The 19,182-nt window shown below is 32.8% G+C and carries 16 protein-coding genes; 10 read left to right on the forward strand and 6 right to left on the reverse strand.

Going from position 1 to position 19,182, the window contains the following annotated elements; genetic code table 11:
- Positions 1–28 precede the first annotated feature (28 nt).
- Positions 29–2,734: a putative LPS assembly protein LptD gene (locus RMN92_RS13570; protein WP_309609974.1), complete on the reverse strand. Its 2,706-nt coding sequence runs from the start codon at positions 2,732–2,734 to the stop codon at positions 29–31.
- A gap of 77 nt (positions 2,735–2,811) precedes the next feature.
- Here RMN92_RS13570 and RMN92_RS13575 point away from each other — a divergent pair, with 77 nt between their 5' ends.
- The 8 genes from RMN92_RS13575 (at position 2,812) to bshA (ending at position 12,429) form a co-directional block, all read left to right on the forward strand.
- Positions 2,812–3,975: an N-acetylmuramoyl-L-alanine amidase gene (locus RMN92_RS13575; protein ID WP_309609975.1), complete on the forward strand. Its 1,164-nt coding sequence runs from the start codon at positions 2,812–2,814 to the stop codon at positions 3,973–3,975.
- Positions 3,976–4,023: 48 nt separating this feature from the next.
- Complete coding sequence (locus RMN92_RS13580; protein ID WP_309609976.1) at positions 4,024–4,968, forward strand: MlaD family protein; 945 nt, start codon at positions 4,024–4,026, stop codon at positions 4,966–4,968.
- Between the two features lie 10 nt (positions 4,969–4,978).
- A complete protein-coding gene (locus RMN92_RS13585) occupies positions 4,979–6,307 on the forward strand; it encodes a (Fe-S)-binding protein (protein WP_309609977.1) in 1,329 nt (442 codons plus the stop codon).
- A gap of 63 nt (positions 6,308–6,370) precedes the next feature.
- Positions 6,371–6,814: a phosphoheptose isomerase gene (locus tag RMN92_RS13590; RefSeq protein ID WP_309609978.1), complete on the forward strand. Its 444-nt coding sequence runs from the start codon at positions 6,371–6,373 to the stop codon at positions 6,812–6,814.
- A gap of 82 nt (positions 6,815–6,896) precedes the next feature.
- Positions 6,897–7,688 carry a (Fe-S)-binding protein gene (locus RMN92_RS13595; protein WP_309609979.1) on the forward strand — a complete coding sequence of 264 codons (792 nt, stop codon included), beginning with the start codon at positions 6,897–6,899 and terminating at the stop codon, positions 7,686–7,688.
- A 63-nt stretch (positions 7,689–7,751) separates the two neighbouring features.
- Entirely contained in the window at positions 7,752–8,234 is a 483-nt protein-coding gene (locus RMN92_RS13600; RefSeq protein ID WP_309609980.1) for an ABC transporter ATPase, read from the forward strand.
- 9 nt (positions 8,235–8,243) lie between these two features.
- Entirely contained in the window at positions 8,244–11,243 is a 3,000-nt protein-coding gene (locus tag RMN92_RS13605; protein ID WP_309609981.1) for a glycoside hydrolase family 3 N-terminal domain-containing protein, read from the forward strand.
- 55 nt (positions 11,244–11,298) lie between these two features.
- Positions 11,299–12,429, forward strand: coding sequence for an N-acetyl-alpha-D-glucosaminyl L-malate synthase BshA (gene bshA / locus RMN92_RS13610; protein ID WP_309609982.1), 1,131 nt, complete (start codon positions 11,299–11,301; stop codon positions 12,427–12,429).
- Positions 12,430–12,484: 55 nt separating this feature from the next.
- On the opposite strand, the gene RMN92_RS13615 is transcribed toward bshA, so the two are convergent.
- Entirely contained in the window at positions 12,485–12,988 is a 504-nt protein-coding gene (locus tag RMN92_RS13615) for a hypothetical protein (RefSeq protein WP_309609983.1), read from the reverse strand.
- Between the two features lie 131 nt (positions 12,989–13,119).
- Positions 13,120–13,959: a UDP-2,3-diacylglucosamine diphosphatase gene (locus RMN92_RS13620; protein ID WP_309609984.1), complete on the reverse strand. Its 840-nt coding sequence runs from the start codon at positions 13,957–13,959 to the stop codon at positions 13,120–13,122.
- Between the two features lie 153 nt (positions 13,960–14,112).
- Between RMN92_RS13620 and aroC the strand changes: the two genes are divergently transcribed.
- Together aroC and RMN92_RS13630 are read left to right on the forward strand one after the other, a co-directional pair.
- A complete protein-coding gene (aroC, locus tag RMN92_RS13625; RefSeq protein WP_309609985.1) occupies positions 14,113–15,177 on the forward strand; it encodes a chorismate synthase in 1,065 nt (354 codons plus the stop codon).
- A 255-nt stretch (positions 15,178–15,432) separates the two neighbouring features.
- Complete coding sequence (locus tag RMN92_RS13630) at positions 15,433–16,698, forward strand: cation:dicarboxylate symporter family transporter (protein WP_309609986.1); 1,266 nt, start codon at positions 15,433–15,435, stop codon at positions 16,696–16,698.
- A 61-nt stretch (positions 16,699–16,759) separates the two neighbouring features.
- On the opposite strand, the gene RMN92_RS13635 is transcribed toward RMN92_RS13630, so the two are convergent.
- The 3 genes from RMN92_RS13635 to RMN92_RS13645 form a co-directional block, all read right to left on the reverse strand.
- Positions 16,760–18,514, reverse strand: a complete 1,755-nt coding sequence (locus tag RMN92_RS13635) for a GEVED domain-containing protein (protein WP_309609987.1) — start codon at positions 18,512–18,514, stop codon at positions 16,760–16,762.
- 56 nt (positions 18,515–18,570) lie between these two features.
- Positions 18,571–18,993 carry a thiol-disulfide oxidoreductase DCC family protein gene (locus tag RMN92_RS13640; RefSeq protein WP_309609988.1) on the reverse strand — a complete coding sequence of 141 codons (423 nt, stop codon included), beginning with the start codon at positions 18,991–18,993 and terminating at the stop codon, positions 18,571–18,573.
- 2 nt (positions 18,994–18,995) lie between these two features.
- Positions 18,996–19,182, reverse strand: a 187-nt coding sequence (locus RMN92_RS13645; protein ID WP_309609989.1) for a hypothetical protein, incomplete at its 5' end; no start/stop codon positions are given.

Raw genomic sequence — 19,182 nt, forward strand, 5'->3', positions numbered from 1 at the left:
CTAAAGTCTAAAATCTAAAATCTAAAGTCTAAAGTCTCCTATCTGGCGTATTTCGTTTGTCCCATTTAATATCGCTCAAAACAGAAGAACTTATTCCTATAAAGAAATACCAAGAAGCTTGATTTCCAAAAGGTGTCCAATTAAAATCCATTCTCCAACTTAATAAATCGCGTTCAAAACGAAGTTGAGTATAAGTAACTCCTTTTTGAACGAAATCGTATCCTGAAGAAACACCAGCTTTCCATTTGGGTGTAATGTCTACATCGCCAGAAAACATGAGTGAACTATTGGAAATTTTTGTTTCCCTATTTTCATTGGAGTAGGTCAAGGAATAAGCCAATCGCAAATCCCAAGGCAATTTTGCTTTGAAAAATTCTGAAAATTTATCATCTTTGTCATCATCTTTAAACTGACTTTCTCGTCTGTCGCTAAAATCTGTAGTCGATCCAAATAAACTGTTGTCTTTTGTACCAGTTTTGGTGCTTTCATTCTTATCCTCAGATTTACTGTTTTTATTAGTCAATGAATAGTTTAAAGTCATATTGGCACTCGTCAATCGAAACAAACTTCCATTGTTGTCTATATTAAAAAGATTTAATTGTTTACCGTTGCTATCAATGGCGTACGGATTTAGTGTAGCGCCAAAATTTACATTCATTTTTTCCTTGAACAAATTGGTTCCGCCGCTTATTCTCAAAGGAGCCCATGCCTGTTGGTTGTCTTGAGGATTCAAATTATAGCTAGTGGATAAGTTAAAATTATTAAGGAGCATTATTTTCTTGGGTTCAACTTTCGTAGAATCTTGATCTCTTACTTTGGCCTCAAAAGTATTGCTTAAAGAAAACCCTAAATTATTTGAATTGGTTTTACCTGGACCACCAAAAATACCAGTTTCAAACCTGGTATATTCTGCCATTCTGCCACTTCCGTCTGCTGCATATGTATTGTAATATTTTTCAAAACTTGGCGTGTAACCGTACGAAACCGATGGTCGCATAACATGTCGAATGGCTTGTAATTTTTTTGTTTTACTAATATTAAAAGTTCCGTAAACAGTAGTTCCTAAACTAGATGAAAAATTATAAGTTCGAAAAGCATCAAAACCATTTCTATCAATATTATCAACTGCGTTAGTTACTGTATTGTATTTCTTTTCAATGGTTTTCAAATACCAAGTTTCCAAATAATTTGCCGAAGCAGAAACACTAAAATATTTAAATACTTTAAAATTAGTACTAAGAGGAATAGTATGTTGCAAACCATTTTTTGCATCTCTAAACATTTGAGGTTTAAAGAATAACGAATCAACCGTTACTATTTCATTTCGACCACTTAAATTGTATTGAAAATTTATATTTTTAATAAAACCTTTTTTAGTTCCTTGCGAAGGAGCAAATGGAAATATTCTATCTACACTGGCTTGCAAAGTGGGCAATGTCATATTAATTTGACCAGTATTTGTATTTTGAGAATGCGAAGCGGTCAGCGACATGTTTATCTGTGGAACTGTATTGAAAGTTCTTGAATAGGATACAGATGAGTTCAAAGTATTGTTTAATCTATTCGCGCTATTTAATTGATTTAGTGACGTTTGAAAGTACTTCTGACTTCCTAAATTCACTGAAGCAGAAAACCTAGAATTTGGTGTAGCTTTGGTATCAGGTGAGTGACTCCATTGAATATTATACAAATTTGATTTGCTATATCCAGGCAATCCACGTTCGCCAGTCACTTGATTTTCGTATCTAAAATTAAAATTACCATTGAATTTATATTTTTTGGCATAACTGCTTTCTGCTCTAAAAGCATAACTTCCGTTGGTATAGTAATCCCCCAAAAGTGCCAGATCATAATTTTTGCTCAAAGCAAAATAATAACCGCCATTTTGCAAAAAATAACCTTGAGAGTTTGAATCTCCAAAAGTAGGCAAAATAATTCCAGAAGTGCTTTCTTCTGTCATTGGAAAATAAGCAAATGGAACACCAATTGGCGTAGGAACATCAGCAATGACCATATTGGTAAAACCAGTCACTACTTTTTTTCCTGGAACCAGTTTTATTCTTCTGGCCAAAAAATAATATTCTGGATTATCTAAGTTTTTTGAAGTTGTAAATCGTGCATTTTTAATAAAGTAAACAGAATCGTTTTCTCTTTTTGTAATTTCACCTTTAACTCTAAATTCTCCTTGATCGGTTCTGGAATTCCAAATCAAAGCTTTTTTGGTTTTAAAATTGAATCTGATTGAATCTGGTTCTACTATATTGGAGCCTTGCTTAAATTCAGGAAATTGAGTAAAATTCCCAACCGAATCTTTGATTCTCCCTGCATAAACTTCATCATTTTGATAATCTATAACTATAATTCCAGCTTTTAATTCAATATCTTTATAATAAACTTCCGCTTTGTCGTAAAGTGTAATTTGTTTCTTTTTTTGATTTAATTTGGCGTATTTTTGGGCTTTATACTTAATTTTGCCATCTAGTAACGGCTTTTTCTTGAGAGAATCCTTCTTAATTGTATCATTTATTTTGGCACCATTTTTAACAGCAATTTTTAAGCTATCTGATTGTATATCAGCAGGTATAGCTATAGTTTTTTTAGGCAATTCTTGGGAATATAAAGTTGAACTTGTTAAAGTTAACAAAAAAGCTAAAAAAACGATATGAAATAAATTTGTACGCAACGCTATAAATACTATTTTTGTAAAAATGTGGCTTAATTTTTGAAGTGACAAACTTACATTTATTTTTAAAAAAAATTAAGCATTTAGTAAAATTATAACCTTTAAGGTCAAATATAAAAAAAGCATCTATGAAAATCATTTCAAAATTAAAACACTCAACTTTTATAATCATTTTTATTTTATCAAATTCAATTAATGCACAAGGAAATTCAAAATTCAAAGTGGTACTCGATGCGGGACATGGTGATCACGATTTTGGTGCTACTTATCATGGGTTTGTAGAAAAAAATATTGCTTTAGGCGTTGTACTCAAAGTTGGAAAAATTTTAGAATCAGATCCACATATTCAAGTTATTTACACCAGAAAAGATGATACTTTTGTCGATTTGGTCGAACGTGCAAACATTGCCAATCGTACAAGTGCTAATTTTTTTGTGTCTATACATTGTAATGCTAATAAAAATACCGAAGCTTACGGTACAGAAACCTATGTAATGGGACTTTCAAAAAGTGCTTCGAGTTTGGCTGTTGCCCAAAAAGAAAATGCGGTAATTACTTTGGAGGACGATTATAAAACCAAATATGCAGGCTATAATCCAAATTCGCCTGAATCATTAATAAGCGCCACTTTGGCTCAAGAAGAATACCTAGATCAAAGTATTGAATTGGCTAGTAAAGTACAAGAAGGTTTTGAAACAAAATTAAATAGAAAAGTAAGAGGTGTCAAACAAGCGCCATTTATGGTTTTGCACAAAGCATTCATGCCTCGTGTATTAATAGAAATGGGTTTTATCTCCAATAGAGATGAAGGTGCTTATTTAAATTCTGATGAAGGACAACAAAATGTTGCAAAAACAATCGCAGATGCTATTTTTAGAATGAAAGTGGAACATTTTGGAGGTATAATGCCAATCATCGATATTAAAAAATCTGAGAAACCAATGCCGAAGGATTCTACGCCGAAACCTATGATTCCAATTAAAGATTCTCCAAAAGTTATTGATTTAAGTATTCCAGTAAGCAAAGTTGATCCAGAAAAAGCAATTTTTAAGATTCAGTTGAAAGCAAGTTCTTCTTTTATTGAAGCTGAACCAAAAAACTTTAATGGCTTGGATAAAATATCTTTGGTTAGCGAAAACGGCATTTATAAATATATGTATGGCGAAACCAATGATTATAATGTTGCCAAAATGCAATTATTGGAAGCTAAAACCCATGGTTATGATTCTGCTTTTATTGTTTCCTATAAAAAAGGACTAAAAATTAAATTAACTGACGCCTTAAAATTATAAAGTGTTCTTAATTATAAAATTATTAATTTTGTTAAAAAACAAATCATTTTGAAAATTACCAGAGAAATTAAAACTGCCATACTAGTCATTGCTTCAATTTTACTATTTATTTGGGGATACAGTTTTTTAAAAGGACAAAATTTATTTAACAGCCACAAAAAATTATATGTTGAATATGATAATGTAGAAGGACTTGCAACTTCGGCAGCTGTAACCGTAAATGGTAAAATAGTTGGAAAAGTGAATTTAATTAGTTTGAATAGTAATGGTAAGTTGCTTATTGAAATTCAAATTAATGATGACGATTTTCCAATATCAAAAACTAGTATAGCTCAAATTTATGAACCTGGTTTTATAGGCGGAAAACAAATAGCTATTATTCCAGATTATAAAAATAAAAACTTGGCAATATCAGGAGATAAACTGGCCTCAGATGTAAAAATGGGATTGATGTCTTCCGTAGGAGAAAAACTAGTGCCCACACAACAAAAAATCGATAAACTGGTGGTTGATGCAGATGGTTTGGTCAATAATTTCAATGGCGTTTTAGATGCTCAAACAAAGCAAAATCTTAAAAATAGTATCGAACAACTAAACCAAACTTTGACAGAAATTAATAAAGCCACACAAAAAGTAAATACGCTTTTGGCATCCAATCAACAAAAAATCAATAATTCACTTGCAAATGTTGAGAGAGCTTCTGGCAATTTTGCAAAAATTTCTGATGATTTAGAAAAAGCAAAATTGAGCCAAACAGTTAAATCTCTCGAAGCAACACTCGATAATGTGAACAAAATTATGGCCAATTTAGAATCTGGAAAAGGTTCCATGGGAAAACTCCTCAAGGACGATGCCATGTATAATAATTTGACCAAAACATCAAAAGAACTCGAATTGCTTTTGCAAGATGTAAGATTGCATCCAACAAGATATGTAAATGTTTCGCTTTTTGGAAAAAAAGAAAAACCATATATAGAACCAACTCAAAAATAAACCAATCAGCATGAGCTATTTAGACAATATATTATTCATTATCGTTTTAGGTATTGGCATTGGATATTTTTCTATAAATGTCAAAAAAATTATTCGTAATATAAAACTTGGGCAAAACGTCAATAGATTTGATAATAAATCCGAACGTTGGAAAAATATGGCCATGATTGCATTGGGTCAATCCAGAATGGTGAAACGTCCAGTAGCAGGAATACTTCATATTATTGTTTATGCAGGATTCATCATTATTAACTTAGAAGTTTTAGAAATAATAATCGATGGTGTTTTTGGAACCCATAGAATTTTTGCTTTTTTAGGTAGTTTATACAATGCACTCATTGCTTCCTTCGAGATATTAGCAGTTTTAGTATTGGTGGCAGTAATTATTTTTTGGACAAGAAGAAACGTAATAAAGTTGAAAAGATTTATCGGTTCAGACTTGAAAGGTTGGCCAAAATCTGATGCCAATTACATACTTTATTTTGAAGTGGTATTAATGTCCCTTTTCTTATTCATGAATGCCTCCGATTTGTGGTTGCAAACCCATAATGTTCCGCATTATATTCAAGCAGGTTCATTTCCAATCAGTCAATTTATTGCACCTATTTTCAATGGAATGAATGAAAGTTCAGTTATCATTATTGAGCGCGCAACTTGGTGGTTACATATTTCTGGAATTTTAGTATTTTTAAATTATTTATATTTTTCAAAACATTTGCACATTTTATTAGCATTTCCAAACACATATTTTGCAAATTTAAATCCTCAAGGACAATTTGATAATCTGGAAAGTGTGACTGCCGAAGTCAAGTTGATGCTTGATCCAAATGCCGATTCATTTGCTACTCCAGCACCAGATGCAAGTGCAGCGCCTTCAAAATTTGGTGCTTCAGATGTGCAAGATTTAAATTGGGTTCAGCTATTAAATGCTTATACTTGTACAGAGTGCGGTCGATGTACATCGGTTTGTCCCGCCAATATTACAGGAAAAAAATTATCGCCACGAAAAATCATGATGGATACCAGAGATCGTTTGGTTGAAGTTGGAAATAATATTGATCTGAACAAAGGAATTTTTATTCCAGATAACAAGTCATTATTAAATGATTTTATTACACCCGAAGAATTATGGGCGTGTACATCGTGCAATGCTTGCGTAGAAGAATGCCCAGTAAACATAAGTCCATTGTCTATTATTATGGACATGAGACGCTATTTGGTGATGGAACAAAGCGCAGCGCCAATGCCAATAAATGCTATGATGACCAATATTGAAAACAATGCGGCACCCTGGCAATACAATCAGCAGGACAGGTTAAACTGGAAAAACGAAAATTAAATTATAACAATTTACAATTTCATATAGTGAGGCTTGAAATTGTTTACCAAACTAATAATAAAAATGAAACTAGAAGAAATTGAAAAAAGCCTCCAAGCAGCTTCAGAAAATGGGCAAACCATAAGTCCTATACTTCCAGAAGGCGTAAAAAATTATTTAATTGATATTGATGGAACTATCTGCGATGATATTCCAAATGAAGAACCAGAAAGAATGCTAACTGCAGAAGTTTATCCAGATGCTTTAGTCACATTAAATAAATGGTATGATGAAGGTCATATTATATTCTTTTTTACTTCTAGAACAGAAGCACACAGAGAATATACAGAAATTTGGCTTAAAAAATACGGTTTCAAATACCACGGAATGGTTATGGGAAAACCACGTGGAGGCAATTACCATTGGATTGACAATCATCTGGTAAAAGCAACTCGTTATAGAGGAAAATTTACCGATTTGGTTGACAAAGAAGTTACAATTCAAGTCTTTGACGACGGAAAACATTAATATTATGTGGATTTGATTATTTGGTTAATTGGTTATTCGTTGTCCAAATAACCAAATCCACAAAAAAACAAACTAACAATTTATGCAAGAAATATTAATAGTACCAACAATGGCAGAAATGCTAGCCCAAGGCAAACAACCAGAAGTTTTATTCTGGGTTGGTTGTGCAGGTAGTTTTGACGATAGAGCCAAAAAAATAACAAAAGCATTTGTTAGAATTCTCAATCGTGCAAAGGTTGAATTTGCTGTGCTTGGCACCGAAGAAAGTTGTACTGGCGATCCAGCAAAAAGAGCAGGAAACGAATTTTTGTTTCAAATGCAAGCCATGATGAACATTGAAGTTCTGAATGCATACGAAGCAAAAAAAATTGTAACCGCCTGTCCACATTGTTTCAATACTATAAAAAATGAATATCCAGAATTGGGCGGAAAATACGAAGTAGTTCACCACACAGAATTCCTAAAATCATTATTAGATTCAGGTAGATTAACTATTGAAGGCGGACAATTCAAAGGGAAACGAATCACATTTCATGATCCGTGCTATTTGGGCAGGGCCAATAAAATATATGAAGCACCAAGAGATTTAATTCAAAAATTAGATGCAGAATTGGTCGAAATGAAACGATCAAAAGCAAATGGACTATGCTGTGGCGCAGGTGGCGCACAAATGTTTAAAGATGCAGAACTAGGAAACAAAGAAATTAATATAGAAAGAACAGAAGAAGCACTTGAATTAAAACCAGATATTATTGCTGCTGGTTGCCCATTCTGCAACACTATGATGACCGATGGTGTAAAAAACAAAGAACAAGAAGCCAATGTCAAAGTAATGGACATAGCCGAATTAATTGCTAACGCTCAAGATCTTTAAATAAATTACGAATTACGAAAAAGTAAATTTTTGTAATTCGTAATTCGTAATTCGTAATTCAAAATGTATATACCTTTCGAAAACCTACCGCCAGAATCAAAAATTTGGATTTACCAATCAAACCGTAAATTTACAGACGATGAATTTTCTGAAATAAAGATTTCTGTAGAAAATTTTGTCGAAAATTGGGCTGCACATGGCACAAGCCTTGAAGCTTCCTATCTATTAAAATACAACAGATTTATAATTTTTGCTGTAAATCAGGAACCTCAAGTGGCAACAGGTTGCTCGATTGATAAATCTGTTCAATTTATTCAAGAACTAGAACAAAAATACAAAGTAGATTTGTTAGACAAAATGAATGTAACATTCAAAAACGGAGAATTTGTAGCACACAAAACTTTGATTGAATTCAAAAAAATGGCAAAAGACAAAGCTGTTACAGGTTCTACTATAGTGTTTAATAATTTAGTCAATAATATAGAAGAGTTTAACGATGCTTGGGAAGTTCCTGCGGAAGATAGCTGGCATAGTCGCTTTTTTTAAAATCATAGAATGAAAAATATTTTCAAGTATATATTTATTTGCATTGCTACCTTTTTATTGGTGAATTGTGCTATAAAAAAAAATACTTTACCTCCAAATGTGGCAATTGATGATACTCCGAAAAAAGTAAAAACCACAACAAACGAAAAATTTATTGATCAATCTAGGGCTGGTTTCAATCTTTTCGAGGATACAAAACCAGAAAGAAAATGGGTTGACAGTATTTATTCAAATATGACATTTGACGAAAAGCTAGGTCAATTGTTTATGATTGCGGGTTATTCAAACAGAGATTCTATTCATTTTAATGTGGTTGATAAATTAGTAAAAGAGTATAAAGTTGGTGGTATAATTTTTTTTCAAGGTGGACCAGTTCGCCAAGCCAATATAACAAATCGATTTCAGGCTAAGGCAAAAATACCTTTGTTTATTGGTAACGATGCCGAGTGGGGTTTGAGCATGCGACTAGATTCTACCTACAGCTATCCATGGAATATGACCCTTGGTGCCGTTCAAGATTTGAAATTAATTGAACAAATGGGAACCCAAATGGCGCAAGAAACCAAAAGAATGGGAATTCATTTTAATTTTGCTCCAGTTATTGATATCAATACAAATCCTAGAAATCCAATCATTGGAAGCCGTTCCTTTGGTGAAGACAAATTAAAAGTTACAGAACGTGCCATTGCTTTAATGAAAGGCGTTCAAAACGAAGGTATATTTTCTACAGGCAAACATTTTCCAGGACATGGCGACACAGAAACAGATTCTCATCAAACACTTCCTATTATTAAATTCTCTAAAGAACGGTTGGAGGATGTAGAGTTTTATCCATACAAAAAAATGTTTGATTTAGGTTTGGCTTCCGTTATGGTGGCTCATTTAAACGTTCCTAGTTTAGAAACACGTGAAAATTATCCGTCTTCAATTTCATACAATATTGTGACCAATGTTTTGAAAAAAGAATTGGGCTTTAAAGGACTCATATTTACTGATGCTTTAAACATGAAAGGGGCCAGCAATTTTAAAAAACCTGGTGAAATAGATTTGGAAGCTTTTTTAGCGGGAAACGATATTTTGCTTTTTGCAGAAGATGTACCAACCGCAATGGAAAAATTCAGACAAGCCTACAACGACACTTTAATTACACCAGAAAGACTCGAATATTCGGTAAAAAAAATACTAAAATACAAATACAAAGCAGGTTTAAATCATTATAAACCTATCAATACCGAGAATTTATACGCGGATCTTAATAAACCAATTAACAACTCTTTGCAATATAAACTTTACGAAAGTGCTATTACTGTTTTAAAAAACAAGGACAGCATTTTACCCATAAAAGATTTAACCAGAAGTAAAATAGCTTACGTAAAAATTGGCGATAATCCAGATAATACATTCTTGCTAACTTTAAAAAAATATGCAGAAGTTACAGAAGTTTCACATTTTGACTTGGATAGTTTAAATGTAGAATTGAAAAAATACAATACGGTAATTATTGGTTTGCACAAATCTGACAAACTATGGCGTAAATATGAATTTACAGAAAAAGAACAACTTTGGGTTCAAAAAATAGCTGAAAATAACAATGTTATTTTAGATGTTTTTGCCAAACCTTACGTTATGCTTCCAGTAAAATCGTTTGATGATATCGAAGGATTGGTACTTACATATCAAAATAATGAAATTGCTCAAAACGTATCGGCCGAATTAATTTTTGGAGCTATAGAAGCCAAAGGTAAAATTCCAGTGACCATTAATAATTTTTTTATTCAAGGCGACGGATTATCAACCAAAAAAATAAATAGATTAGGATTTTCAACACCTGAAAATGTAGGTATGAATTCCGAAATTTTATCAAATATTGAAGGTGTTGCTTACAAAGCTATTTTAGGAAAAATGACGCCAGGTATTCAAGTTCTAGTTGCTAGAAAAGGAAAAGTAGTGTATCAAAAATCATTCGGATACCATACTTATAAAAAAGAAGTTAAAGTTAAAAATTCAGATATTTACGATGTGGCTTCCTTGACAAAAATTATTGCTACTTTGCCAAATATCATGCAAGAATATGATGCAGGAAAAATTAATTTAGACACGAATTTAGGAAAAATGGTTCCACAAACTATAGGAACAGACAAAGATTCTATCAAATTAAAAGATTTACTTTCACATTATGCAAGACTCAAAGCATGGATTCCTTTTTATAAGTCTACATTAGATTCTTCGAAAATGCCACTTAAAAAGTTTTATCAAAAATCATATTCAGATAATTTTAAACTGCAAGTTTCAGAAAATTTATTTCTACGAAACGATTATAACGACACGATTCTTAAAACTATTGTTAATAGTAAATTAAATGATAAAAAAGAATATGTTTATAGTGATTTCACTTTTATATTATTAAAAGAATATTTAGAAAGAGAAAATAAAAAAACACTAGACAAACTTTCTGAAGAAAATTTCTTTTCCAAGTTGGGCATGAATAATACAATGTACAATCCTTTGCAGAAGTTTGACATGAGCGTAATTCCTCCAACAGAAATAGACAATTATTTCCGTCACACAACCATTCAAGGCTACGTACACGACATGGCGGCTGCAATGCAAGGCGGTGTTGCAGGTCATGCAGGTTTGTTTTCGAACTCTATGGATATTGCCAAAATGATGCAACTCTATTTAAATAAAGGTAATTATGGTGGCATTCAATATTTTTCAGAAAAAACATTCAATGATTTTAATACTTGCTATTTTTGTGCAGAAGGCAATAGGAGAGGGCTAGGTTTCGACAAACCAGATTTGAACAAACAAAATCCTGTTTCTGCATCTAGTTTCGGTCATACAGGTTTCACAGGAATTATGACTTGGGCAGATCCTGAAACAGAAATTATTTACGTTTTCATGTCAAACAGAACATTTCCAGATGCCAACGCAACCAACCAACTTTACAAACAAAATATTCGTGAAGATATTCAAAAAATTATTCAACAATCAATTATTAAAGAATAGTTAATATTGTCATAATCACTTATTAAAAAATCTTAAAATTCATTATTTTCGTAGTATGAAAATAGCAGTTGTTTGTTACCCAACGTTTGGCGGAAGTGGCGTTGTTGCTACAGAATTAGGATTAGAATTGGCACGTCGTGGTCACGAAATACATTTTATAACTTACAGACAACCAGTTCGTTTGGCATTATTGAATCCCAATGTCCATTACCACGAAGTGAATGTTCCAGAATATCCATTATTTCATTATCAACCTTATGAATTGGCTTTGTCAAGTAAACTGGTAGATATGGTGAAATTGTATAAAATAGAATTGCTACACGTTCATTATGCCATTCCACATGCTTATGCGGGTTATATGGCAAAGCAAATGTTGAAAGACCAAGGCATAACAATTCCAATGGTTACAACACTTCACGGTACAGATATTACATTAGTAGGAAATCATCCGTTTTACAAAACTGCCGTTACTTTTAGTATTAATAAGTCAGATAAAGTAACTTCGGTTTCACAAAGTCTAAAGGACGACACATTAAGATTGTTTGATATTAGAAACGAGATTGAAGTAATTCCAAATTTTATTGAATTAAATAACGTAATATCTGTCTTAAATCCTTGCAAACGTTCTGTAATGGCAAATGAAGACGAACGGATTATTACGCACATTAGCAATTTTAGAAAAGTAAAAAACATTCCAGATGTCATTCAAATTTTTTATCTGATACAACAAAAAATCAAAGCAAAACTCATGATGGTAGGCGATGGACCAGAAAAAGCATTCGCTGAAAAACTTTGTGAAGATTTGGGAATTACTGACAAAGTAATTTTCTTTGGAAATAGCAATGAAATTAATCAAATATTAAATTATTCAGATTTATTTTTGTTGCCTTCTCAAACCGAAAGTTTTGGACTTGCTGCTTTGGAAGCCATGGCTTGTAGGGTTCCGGTAATTTCTAGTAATTCTGGTGGTTTGCCAGAAGTAAATATCAATGGTGTTTCTGGATACTTAAGCAATGTGGGCAATGTGAACGAAATGGCAGAAAACGCGCTTAAAATAATTTCAGATCCAGAAATTCTAGAACAGTTTAGAAAAAGAGCCTTGGAAGTAGCTCATAGTTTTTCTATCGAAAAAATTGTACCATTATATGAAAATTTATACAGACAAGCTATAAAAAAAATACAATAAAAAAAATCATCTTCAAAATTAACTGAAGATGATTTTTTAAATAATTAAAAATATTTTAGAATTGATATCTAAGACCCAAAGCGATATCTGATCCATAATTATCTCCATAACCATCACCCAAAACAAATTCTGGTCTAAAGTCTAATGAAATTAATAATGGAATATCAAAATCATATTCTATACCAATATTTCCAGCTGCAAAGGCATAAACTCCACCACTATTATCATTATTGAAATATTGGTTTTTATATTTTTTGTTAAAATCCCAACTTCCTAATCCAGCTCCTACACCAGCATACCAATTGAAATCGCCATCAATATTCCAAACCCATTGGTAAACACCAGTAATTTTAACTGCGTCGTAAACGTCGCTGTTTCTCCATCCTAAATCGAGTTCCAATCTATGATCTCCAGCTAATTTTCTTTGGTAAGATACTTCTCCACCAAATCCATTATTATCTCCAAATCTTAACCCCAAAGCATTTTTTGAAATGTTTTGAGATTGTGCGCTAAATGCAAATCCTGAAAGCAGGACAGCCGTAATAAATAATTTTTTCATATACATAAATTTTGTTTTGACAAATATACAATCATTAACTTTTACAATTAAATTTTAATGTTGCATAATTCACATCTTAAAAACAAAATTAATTAATAATTATTGTAACAATTTTCATATTTACCATAAATTTATTTTTTTGTTAATATAAACTTTTCAATAATCTCTTGACTTATTGTATTTTCCATTTCAAAATATTCAGCTTCATCTTTTTCCATACTAGACATTAATTTTTCGTCATATTTAAAGAGCTTCCATCTTTTATTATTATATTCTAGAGCAGTTAAGTTTTCAACCCAATCCCCAGAATTTAAATACAATGTTTTGCCAAATTTATTTTGAATTTCAATAATTTTTGGTTCATGAATATGTCCGCAAATTACATAGTCATATTTTTTTTCAATAGCCAAATCTGTCGTAGTTTCTTCAAAATCGCCAATAAATTTAACTGCTTTTTTTACACTTCCTTTAATTTTTTTGGAAAATGAATAAGGTTCTTTGCCCATTCTTTTCAAACACCAATTCACAAAACGGTTTATTAAAATTAAATAATCGTAACCCAAACCGCCTAATTTGGCAATCCATTTTGAATGCTGGACAGATGCATCGAAAACATCACCATTAAAAATCCAAGCTTTCTTGCCATCCAAATCCAACAAAAGTTTGTCTTGAAGCGAAAAATTTCCAACATGAGTATCACTAAATTTTCGCAACATTTCATCGTGATTTCCAGTCAAATAATGCACTTTTGTTCCTTTGGAAGCGCAATTAATTATCGATTTTATAACCTTTAAATGATCTTTAGGAAAGTATGATTTTCTAAATTGCCATATATCAATAATATCGCCATTTAAAATTAAAATCTTGGGTTTTATAGAGGCTAAGTAATTAACCAATTCTTTGGCATGACATCCATAAGTTCCCAAATGCACATCGGATATAACCACAAGTTCAACTTTTCGCTTTTTCAATTCAGAATTATTAGAAGTTTTACAAATAACGAATTCTAATATTAATTGAACTGAAACAATACGTTAAGAAATAGTGCTCAATTTTTATAATTTTTAAAGTCTAAATTTTTAATCTTTAAACTAAAAAGTTACATTTGTTCCAAACAAAATACAATGGCTGGAAATTGCTACGGAACTATTTTTAAAGTAACCACATTTGGAGAATCTCATGGCGATGCTTTGGGTGGAATTATAGACGGTTGTCCGCCAGGAATTATCTTAGATTTTGATGCCATCCAAAAAGAAATGGAACGCAGAAAACCAGGACAATCTGCCATTGTTACCCAACGAAAAGAAGCAGACGAAGTCACGTTTCTCTCAGGAATTTTTGAAGGCAAAACCACTGGAACTCCAATAGGTTTTCTGATTCCGAATACCAATCAAAAATCCGATGATTATTCACATATCAAAAATTCCTATCGCCCAAGTCATGCCGATTTTGTGTATGAAAAAAAATACGGAATCCGCGATTATCGTGGTGGCGGTCGCAGTTCCGCTCGTGAAACTGCTTGTAGAGTAGTGGCAGGCGCAATTGCAAAACAAATTATTCCACAAATTAAAATCAATGCATTTGTCTCTGCGGTTGGCGAAATTACAATCGATAAAAAATATCAAGATTTAGATTTTTCTTTGATTGAAAGCAATGCCGTGCGTTGTCCAGACCAACCAACAGCAGAAAAAATTGAAAATCACATCAAAGAAATAAAAAAACAAGGCGATACCGTTGGCGGCGTCATTACTTGCGTCATTCAAAATGTGCCTATAGGATTGGGCGAACCCGTTTTCGACAAACTCCATGCAGAATTGGGCAAAGCCATGCTCTCCATAAATGCGGTAAAAGGTTTCGAATTTGGAAGTGGATTTCAAGGTGCCAAAATGAAAGGAAGCCAGCACAACGATTTGTATAATGAAAACGGAACCACAAAAACCAACCTTTCTGGCGGAATTCAAGGTGGAATTTCCAATGGAATGAACATTTATTTCAACGTTGCTTTCAAACCAGTGGCAACCCTTATCCAAAAGCAAGAAGTACTAACCAATAATCAAGAAATTATTGAACAACAAGGCAAAGGCCGTCACGATCCTTGTGTCGTACCACGTGCCGTGCCAATTGTCGAAGCCATGGCAGCGCTCGTCATTGCAGATTTTTATTTGATTAATAAAATTTACAAACAATAATTGCCCAGAGAGATTGTCGAAATAACTTTGTCACATTGAGCTAGTCGAAATGGAGCTTGTCGAAATGGAGCTTGTCAAAATAAGAAGCTGTTTCCCGCTGTCCATTACAATCTCTCGTTCAAAAATATTTTTTTTCAAGTCAGAAAAGGAACTTCCTTCGGTCGTTCTTTTCTTCCAGAAAAAAATATATTTTTGAAACTCGAGGATTTCCATTCCCATCGGGGCTAAAAAACCAATAACATTCAACTATAAACTATGAATTCAACAGAATCTAAAATCGAAACCAAAAAATCAATATTCAGTAATCTAACCACGCAAATTCTGATAGCCATGTTGCTTGGTGCAGTTTTAGGCGTTTTTATTCACAATAATTATACACCAGAATCTGCCAAAGAATTCAGTGGCTACATCAAAATGCTGGCTACTGTTTTCATCAGATTGGTACAAATGATTATTTCGCCTTTGGTATTTACAACATTGGTCGTAGGAATCGCAAAATTGGGCGATATCAAATCCGTAGGTCGAATAGGAGGAAAGGCCATGGGTTGGTTTTTTACAGCATCATTCATCTCCTTATTAATAGGTATGTTTTGGGTGAATTTTTTTGAACCAGGTGTCGGATTAAAATTAATCGACATTGATCCAGCAACCGCAGCTGAAGTAACTGATAAAACACAAAACTTTTCTGCACAAAATTTTATAGAACATATCATTCCTAAAAGTATCGTGGAAGCTATGGCAACCAACGAGATTTTGCAAATAGTCATTTTCTCTATCTTTTTCGGATTGGCAGCCGCATCACTTGGAGATTTTACAAAACCAGTAGTCAATGCGTTAGACAAAACATCACATATTATTTTAAAAATGGTTACCTATGTCATGAAGTTTGCTCCATTGGGAGTTTTTGGAGCCATTGCAGGCGTTTTTGCTATTCGAGATGTAGATGATTTGTTGCTAACCTACGCCAAATTTTTTGGATCATTTCTAGTAGGTATTGGTTCATTGTGGGTTTTCTTACTAGCTGTAGGGTTTCTATTTTTAAGACACAGAATGCTTATTTTGTTAAAACATATTATTAGTCCGTTAGTCATTGCCTTTGGAACCACCAGTTCCGAAGCAGTATTCCCAAAATTAACAGAAGAATTGGAAAGATTTGGCGTAAAAGACAAAATAGTGTCGTTTATGTTGCCTTTAGGATATTCTTTTAACCTCGATGGAAGCATGATGTACATGACATTTGCCAGTATATTCATAGCACAAGCTTCGGGAATTCATCTGGATATTCCCACCCAAATGACCATGCTTTTGGTTTTAATGCTCACTAGCAAAGGTATTGCAGGCGTGCCAAGAGCAAGTTTGGTTGTGGTAGCAGCCACTTGCGGTATGTTTGACATTCCTGTAGAAGGTATTGCTTTAATATTGCCTATCGACCATTTTTGCGATATGTTTCGAAGCGCGACCAATGTTTTAGGAAATGCTTTGGCTACGAGTGTAGTTGGAAAATGGGAGAAAGAAGATTAAATCACTAAATAAAAAAAGCTGTCAAATTTCTTTGACAGCTTATATAAGAATATTAAAATAACTATTCTTTAATAACTTGTATTGTTCTTACTTTACCTTCAGAAGTAACTTTAACAAAGTATGTACCATTTTGCAATGCGGACATATCAATTTTTGATTTCATTTCGTTTATTGATTTTGTGAGCACTTCTTGTCCCAGTAAATTGTAAATAGCAACGCTTGAAATATTTTTATCATATGATAAACTCAATATGTCATTTACTGGATTCGGATAAGCTCTAAAATTGTTTGCATCGAAAGAATCAGTAGTAGAAAGAGAAGCCCCACAAATAACCGTAGTCGTTCTTGTAGCACCTGCGGCACTTGGCGCGCATTGATTTGAAAGATGTATATAAACTCGAGCAGTACCTGCAAAATTAGATGTCCAAGTAAGAGGCGATGCTCCAAATGTAGCAGCTGTTAATCCTCCATCGGTACTAATTGTAAAAAAGTCAGTTGCAACCGAACTTGAAAACTTATAAGTTTGACCAGAAGTCAAAACAACGTTTGAATATCTTCCCGCTCGTATTGCTGTTGGTGTTATTGTATTTACAGTTGTTCCATCGCACGTAGCTGGTGTAAACGTAGCAATTGGTGCCAATATACCATTTAAGCAAGACCCAGGTGAAGGACCTGTAGTAAAGCTATATGTTACACAATTTTGTGCTTGTAATCCATTCGCACCTTCTGGCACTATTTTCCAATAGTAAGTTGTGTTGTAAAGCACATTAGTAATATTTACAGCTACTCCTGTAAATGGTGCACCTGTTGGATTTAATGATGGTATTGTTGCTTCTACTTGTCCAAAAAATATTCTATATCCTGCAACTGGTGTTGCTGGAGCAGTCCATGTAAGCGATACTGCAGTTTCTCTTGTAGAAGCTGTAGTTGCATTATTTACAAGTATTAACGGTACATTTGTTGCAACATTTGTAGGTGTGTTTAAAACAGCACAATCAGGTGCAGTTAAATTATTAAAATTATAAGGTCCCGACCATGTACTGAATGAAGTACCAACCGTACATTCAGAACGTACATAAAACTCATAATTTGTGTTATTCGTTGGCAAAGTCGCTGTATAAGTTAACCCAGTTACGTTAACACCTGTATTGTCAGTAATTGCAGGAATTCCAGTTCCAGCATTTTGAACTACAATTTCAAAAGATGTGTTAGAAGAAGTCCAACTTAAATTAGCTTGAGTTGCTGTTACACCTGAAGAAGTACCTGCAGTTGGTGCAAAACATGTTGGTATTGCAACTGATAAAGTATAATCTTCAGCTTGACCAAAGCCAGTACCTGTTTGACATGATGTTGGAAATACAGTTGTTGATGCATTATATCTTTTTACAACTCTCATTCTTGTATTTCCAGCCAATGCTGTTGCTGGAACTTCAATAAGTCCAGACAGTTGAGCAGCATCGATTCCTGTAGTATTAAGTAAACTACCTACATTATACGTTTCACCAGCATCAGTAAAAACTTGATTCTGATTCCAATCAATAAAAACAGAATAGTTATTATTAAATGCTCCATCAGAATTTCCTTTCAATCTAATCTGATAAGTACTACCCGCTAAAACATTTCCTGTAATTGAGGTAAAGTCTTCATGCGCAACTCCTGTTGTTGCATTAGGCGTAACATTGTTAATTCCAGCAAAATTAACTAAAGTAATTGGTTCTGTGCCACTAGTATTAGTTACTGGACAATAAGGTGCTGGAAATTGAGCAAATCCTTTCATGGTAAGAATTAAGGCCCCGAATAAAATAATTTTTTTCATGATATAAGTTTAAAATTTATACAAATATAAAATAAATTAACTAAATTATTATGATATTACAATAAAAATTTAGCTTTTAGTTCTTTTGTTGGTATCATACAACTATCTTGCTTTCCATACCATTTGTAACGATTTTTCGCTACATAATCATAAATAGAATCTCTTAAATTTAATGGTAAAATTCTAAATAGTGTGGCAAAACTATGTATGCCACCAAGATGTTTGGCTATTTCCAATGCCGCTGCCGATTTGTAATAATAGGCAATTCCAGGTTCATACAAAATAATGCTATCTATATTTTTTTGTGAAATACCAATATGAGTTATGATTTTTTGACCCAATTCAGACTGTAAAGCTACAAACCTGAAAATATCTTTTGTATCATGTTTTATTACATATTGAACAGATGAATTGCATAAATTGCAAACACCATCAAACAAAATAATTTTTTTATCTTTTGGAAGATCTGATATTTCCATAATTATTTATTTTGAACAAATTCCAACAAATCCAAACTCACATTCGAAGTAAACAATCCATAATTTACAATAGCCTTATTTTTTTCTATCTTATCGATACTTCCAATTGCTCTGCCATCGAACATTTTTACTCTATCTCCAACTTTCAAAATTACTTTTGGTTTTTCTGGTACGAGCGTTGCTTTAAGT

Origin of the sequence: Flavobacterium sp., assembly GCF_031363805.1 — a bacterium.
GTDB lineage: Bacteria > Bacteroidota > Bacteroidia > Flavobacteriales > Flavobacteriaceae > Flavobacterium.

Bases quoted from the DNA above. Each gene is read 5' to 3' on its own strand.
- aroC (WP_309609985.1), top strand. From the start codon at position 14,113: ATGGCTGGAAATTGCTACGGAACTATTTTTAAAGTAACCACATTTGGA.
- RMN92_RS13615 (WP_309609983.1), bottom strand. From the start codon at position 12,988: ATGAAAAAATTATTTATTACGGCTGTCCTGCTTTCAGGATTTGCATTT.
- RMN92_RS13630 (WP_309609986.1), top strand. From the start codon at position 15,433: ATGAATTCAACAGAATCTAAAATCGAAACCAAAAAATCAATATTCAGT.
- bshA (WP_309609982.1), top strand. From the start codon at position 11,299: ATGAAAATAGCAGTTGTTTGTTACCCAACGTTTGGCGGAAGTGGCGTT.
- RMN92_RS13640 (WP_309609988.1), bottom strand. From the start codon at position 18,993: ATGGAAATATCAGATCTTCCAAAAGATAAAAAAATTATTTTGTTTGAT.
- RMN92_RS13590 (WP_309609978.1), top strand. From the start codon at position 6,371: ATGAAACTAGAAGAAATTGAAAAAAGCCTCCAAGCAGCTTCAGAAAAT.
- RMN92_RS13605 (WP_309609981.1), top strand. From the start codon at position 8,244: ATGAAAAATATTTTCAAGTATATATTTATTTGCATTGCTACCTTTTTA.
- RMN92_RS13600 (WP_309609980.1), top strand. From the start codon at position 7,752: ATGTATATACCTTTCGAAAACCTACCGCCAGAATCAAAAATTTGGATT.
- RMN92_RS13595 (WP_309609979.1), top strand. From the start codon at position 6,897: ATGCAAGAAATATTAATAGTACCAACAATGGCAGAAATGCTAGCCCAA.
- RMN92_RS13575 (WP_309609975.1), top strand. From the start codon at position 2,812: ATGAAAATCATTTCAAAATTAAAACACTCAACTTTTATAATCATTTTT.
- RMN92_RS13585 (WP_309609977.1), top strand. From the start codon at position 4,979: ATGAGCTATTTAGACAATATATTATTCATTATCGTTTTAGGTATTGGC.
- RMN92_RS13635 (WP_309609987.1), bottom strand. From the start codon at position 18,514: ATGAAAAAAATTATTTTATTCGGGGCCTTAATTCTTACCATGAAAGGA.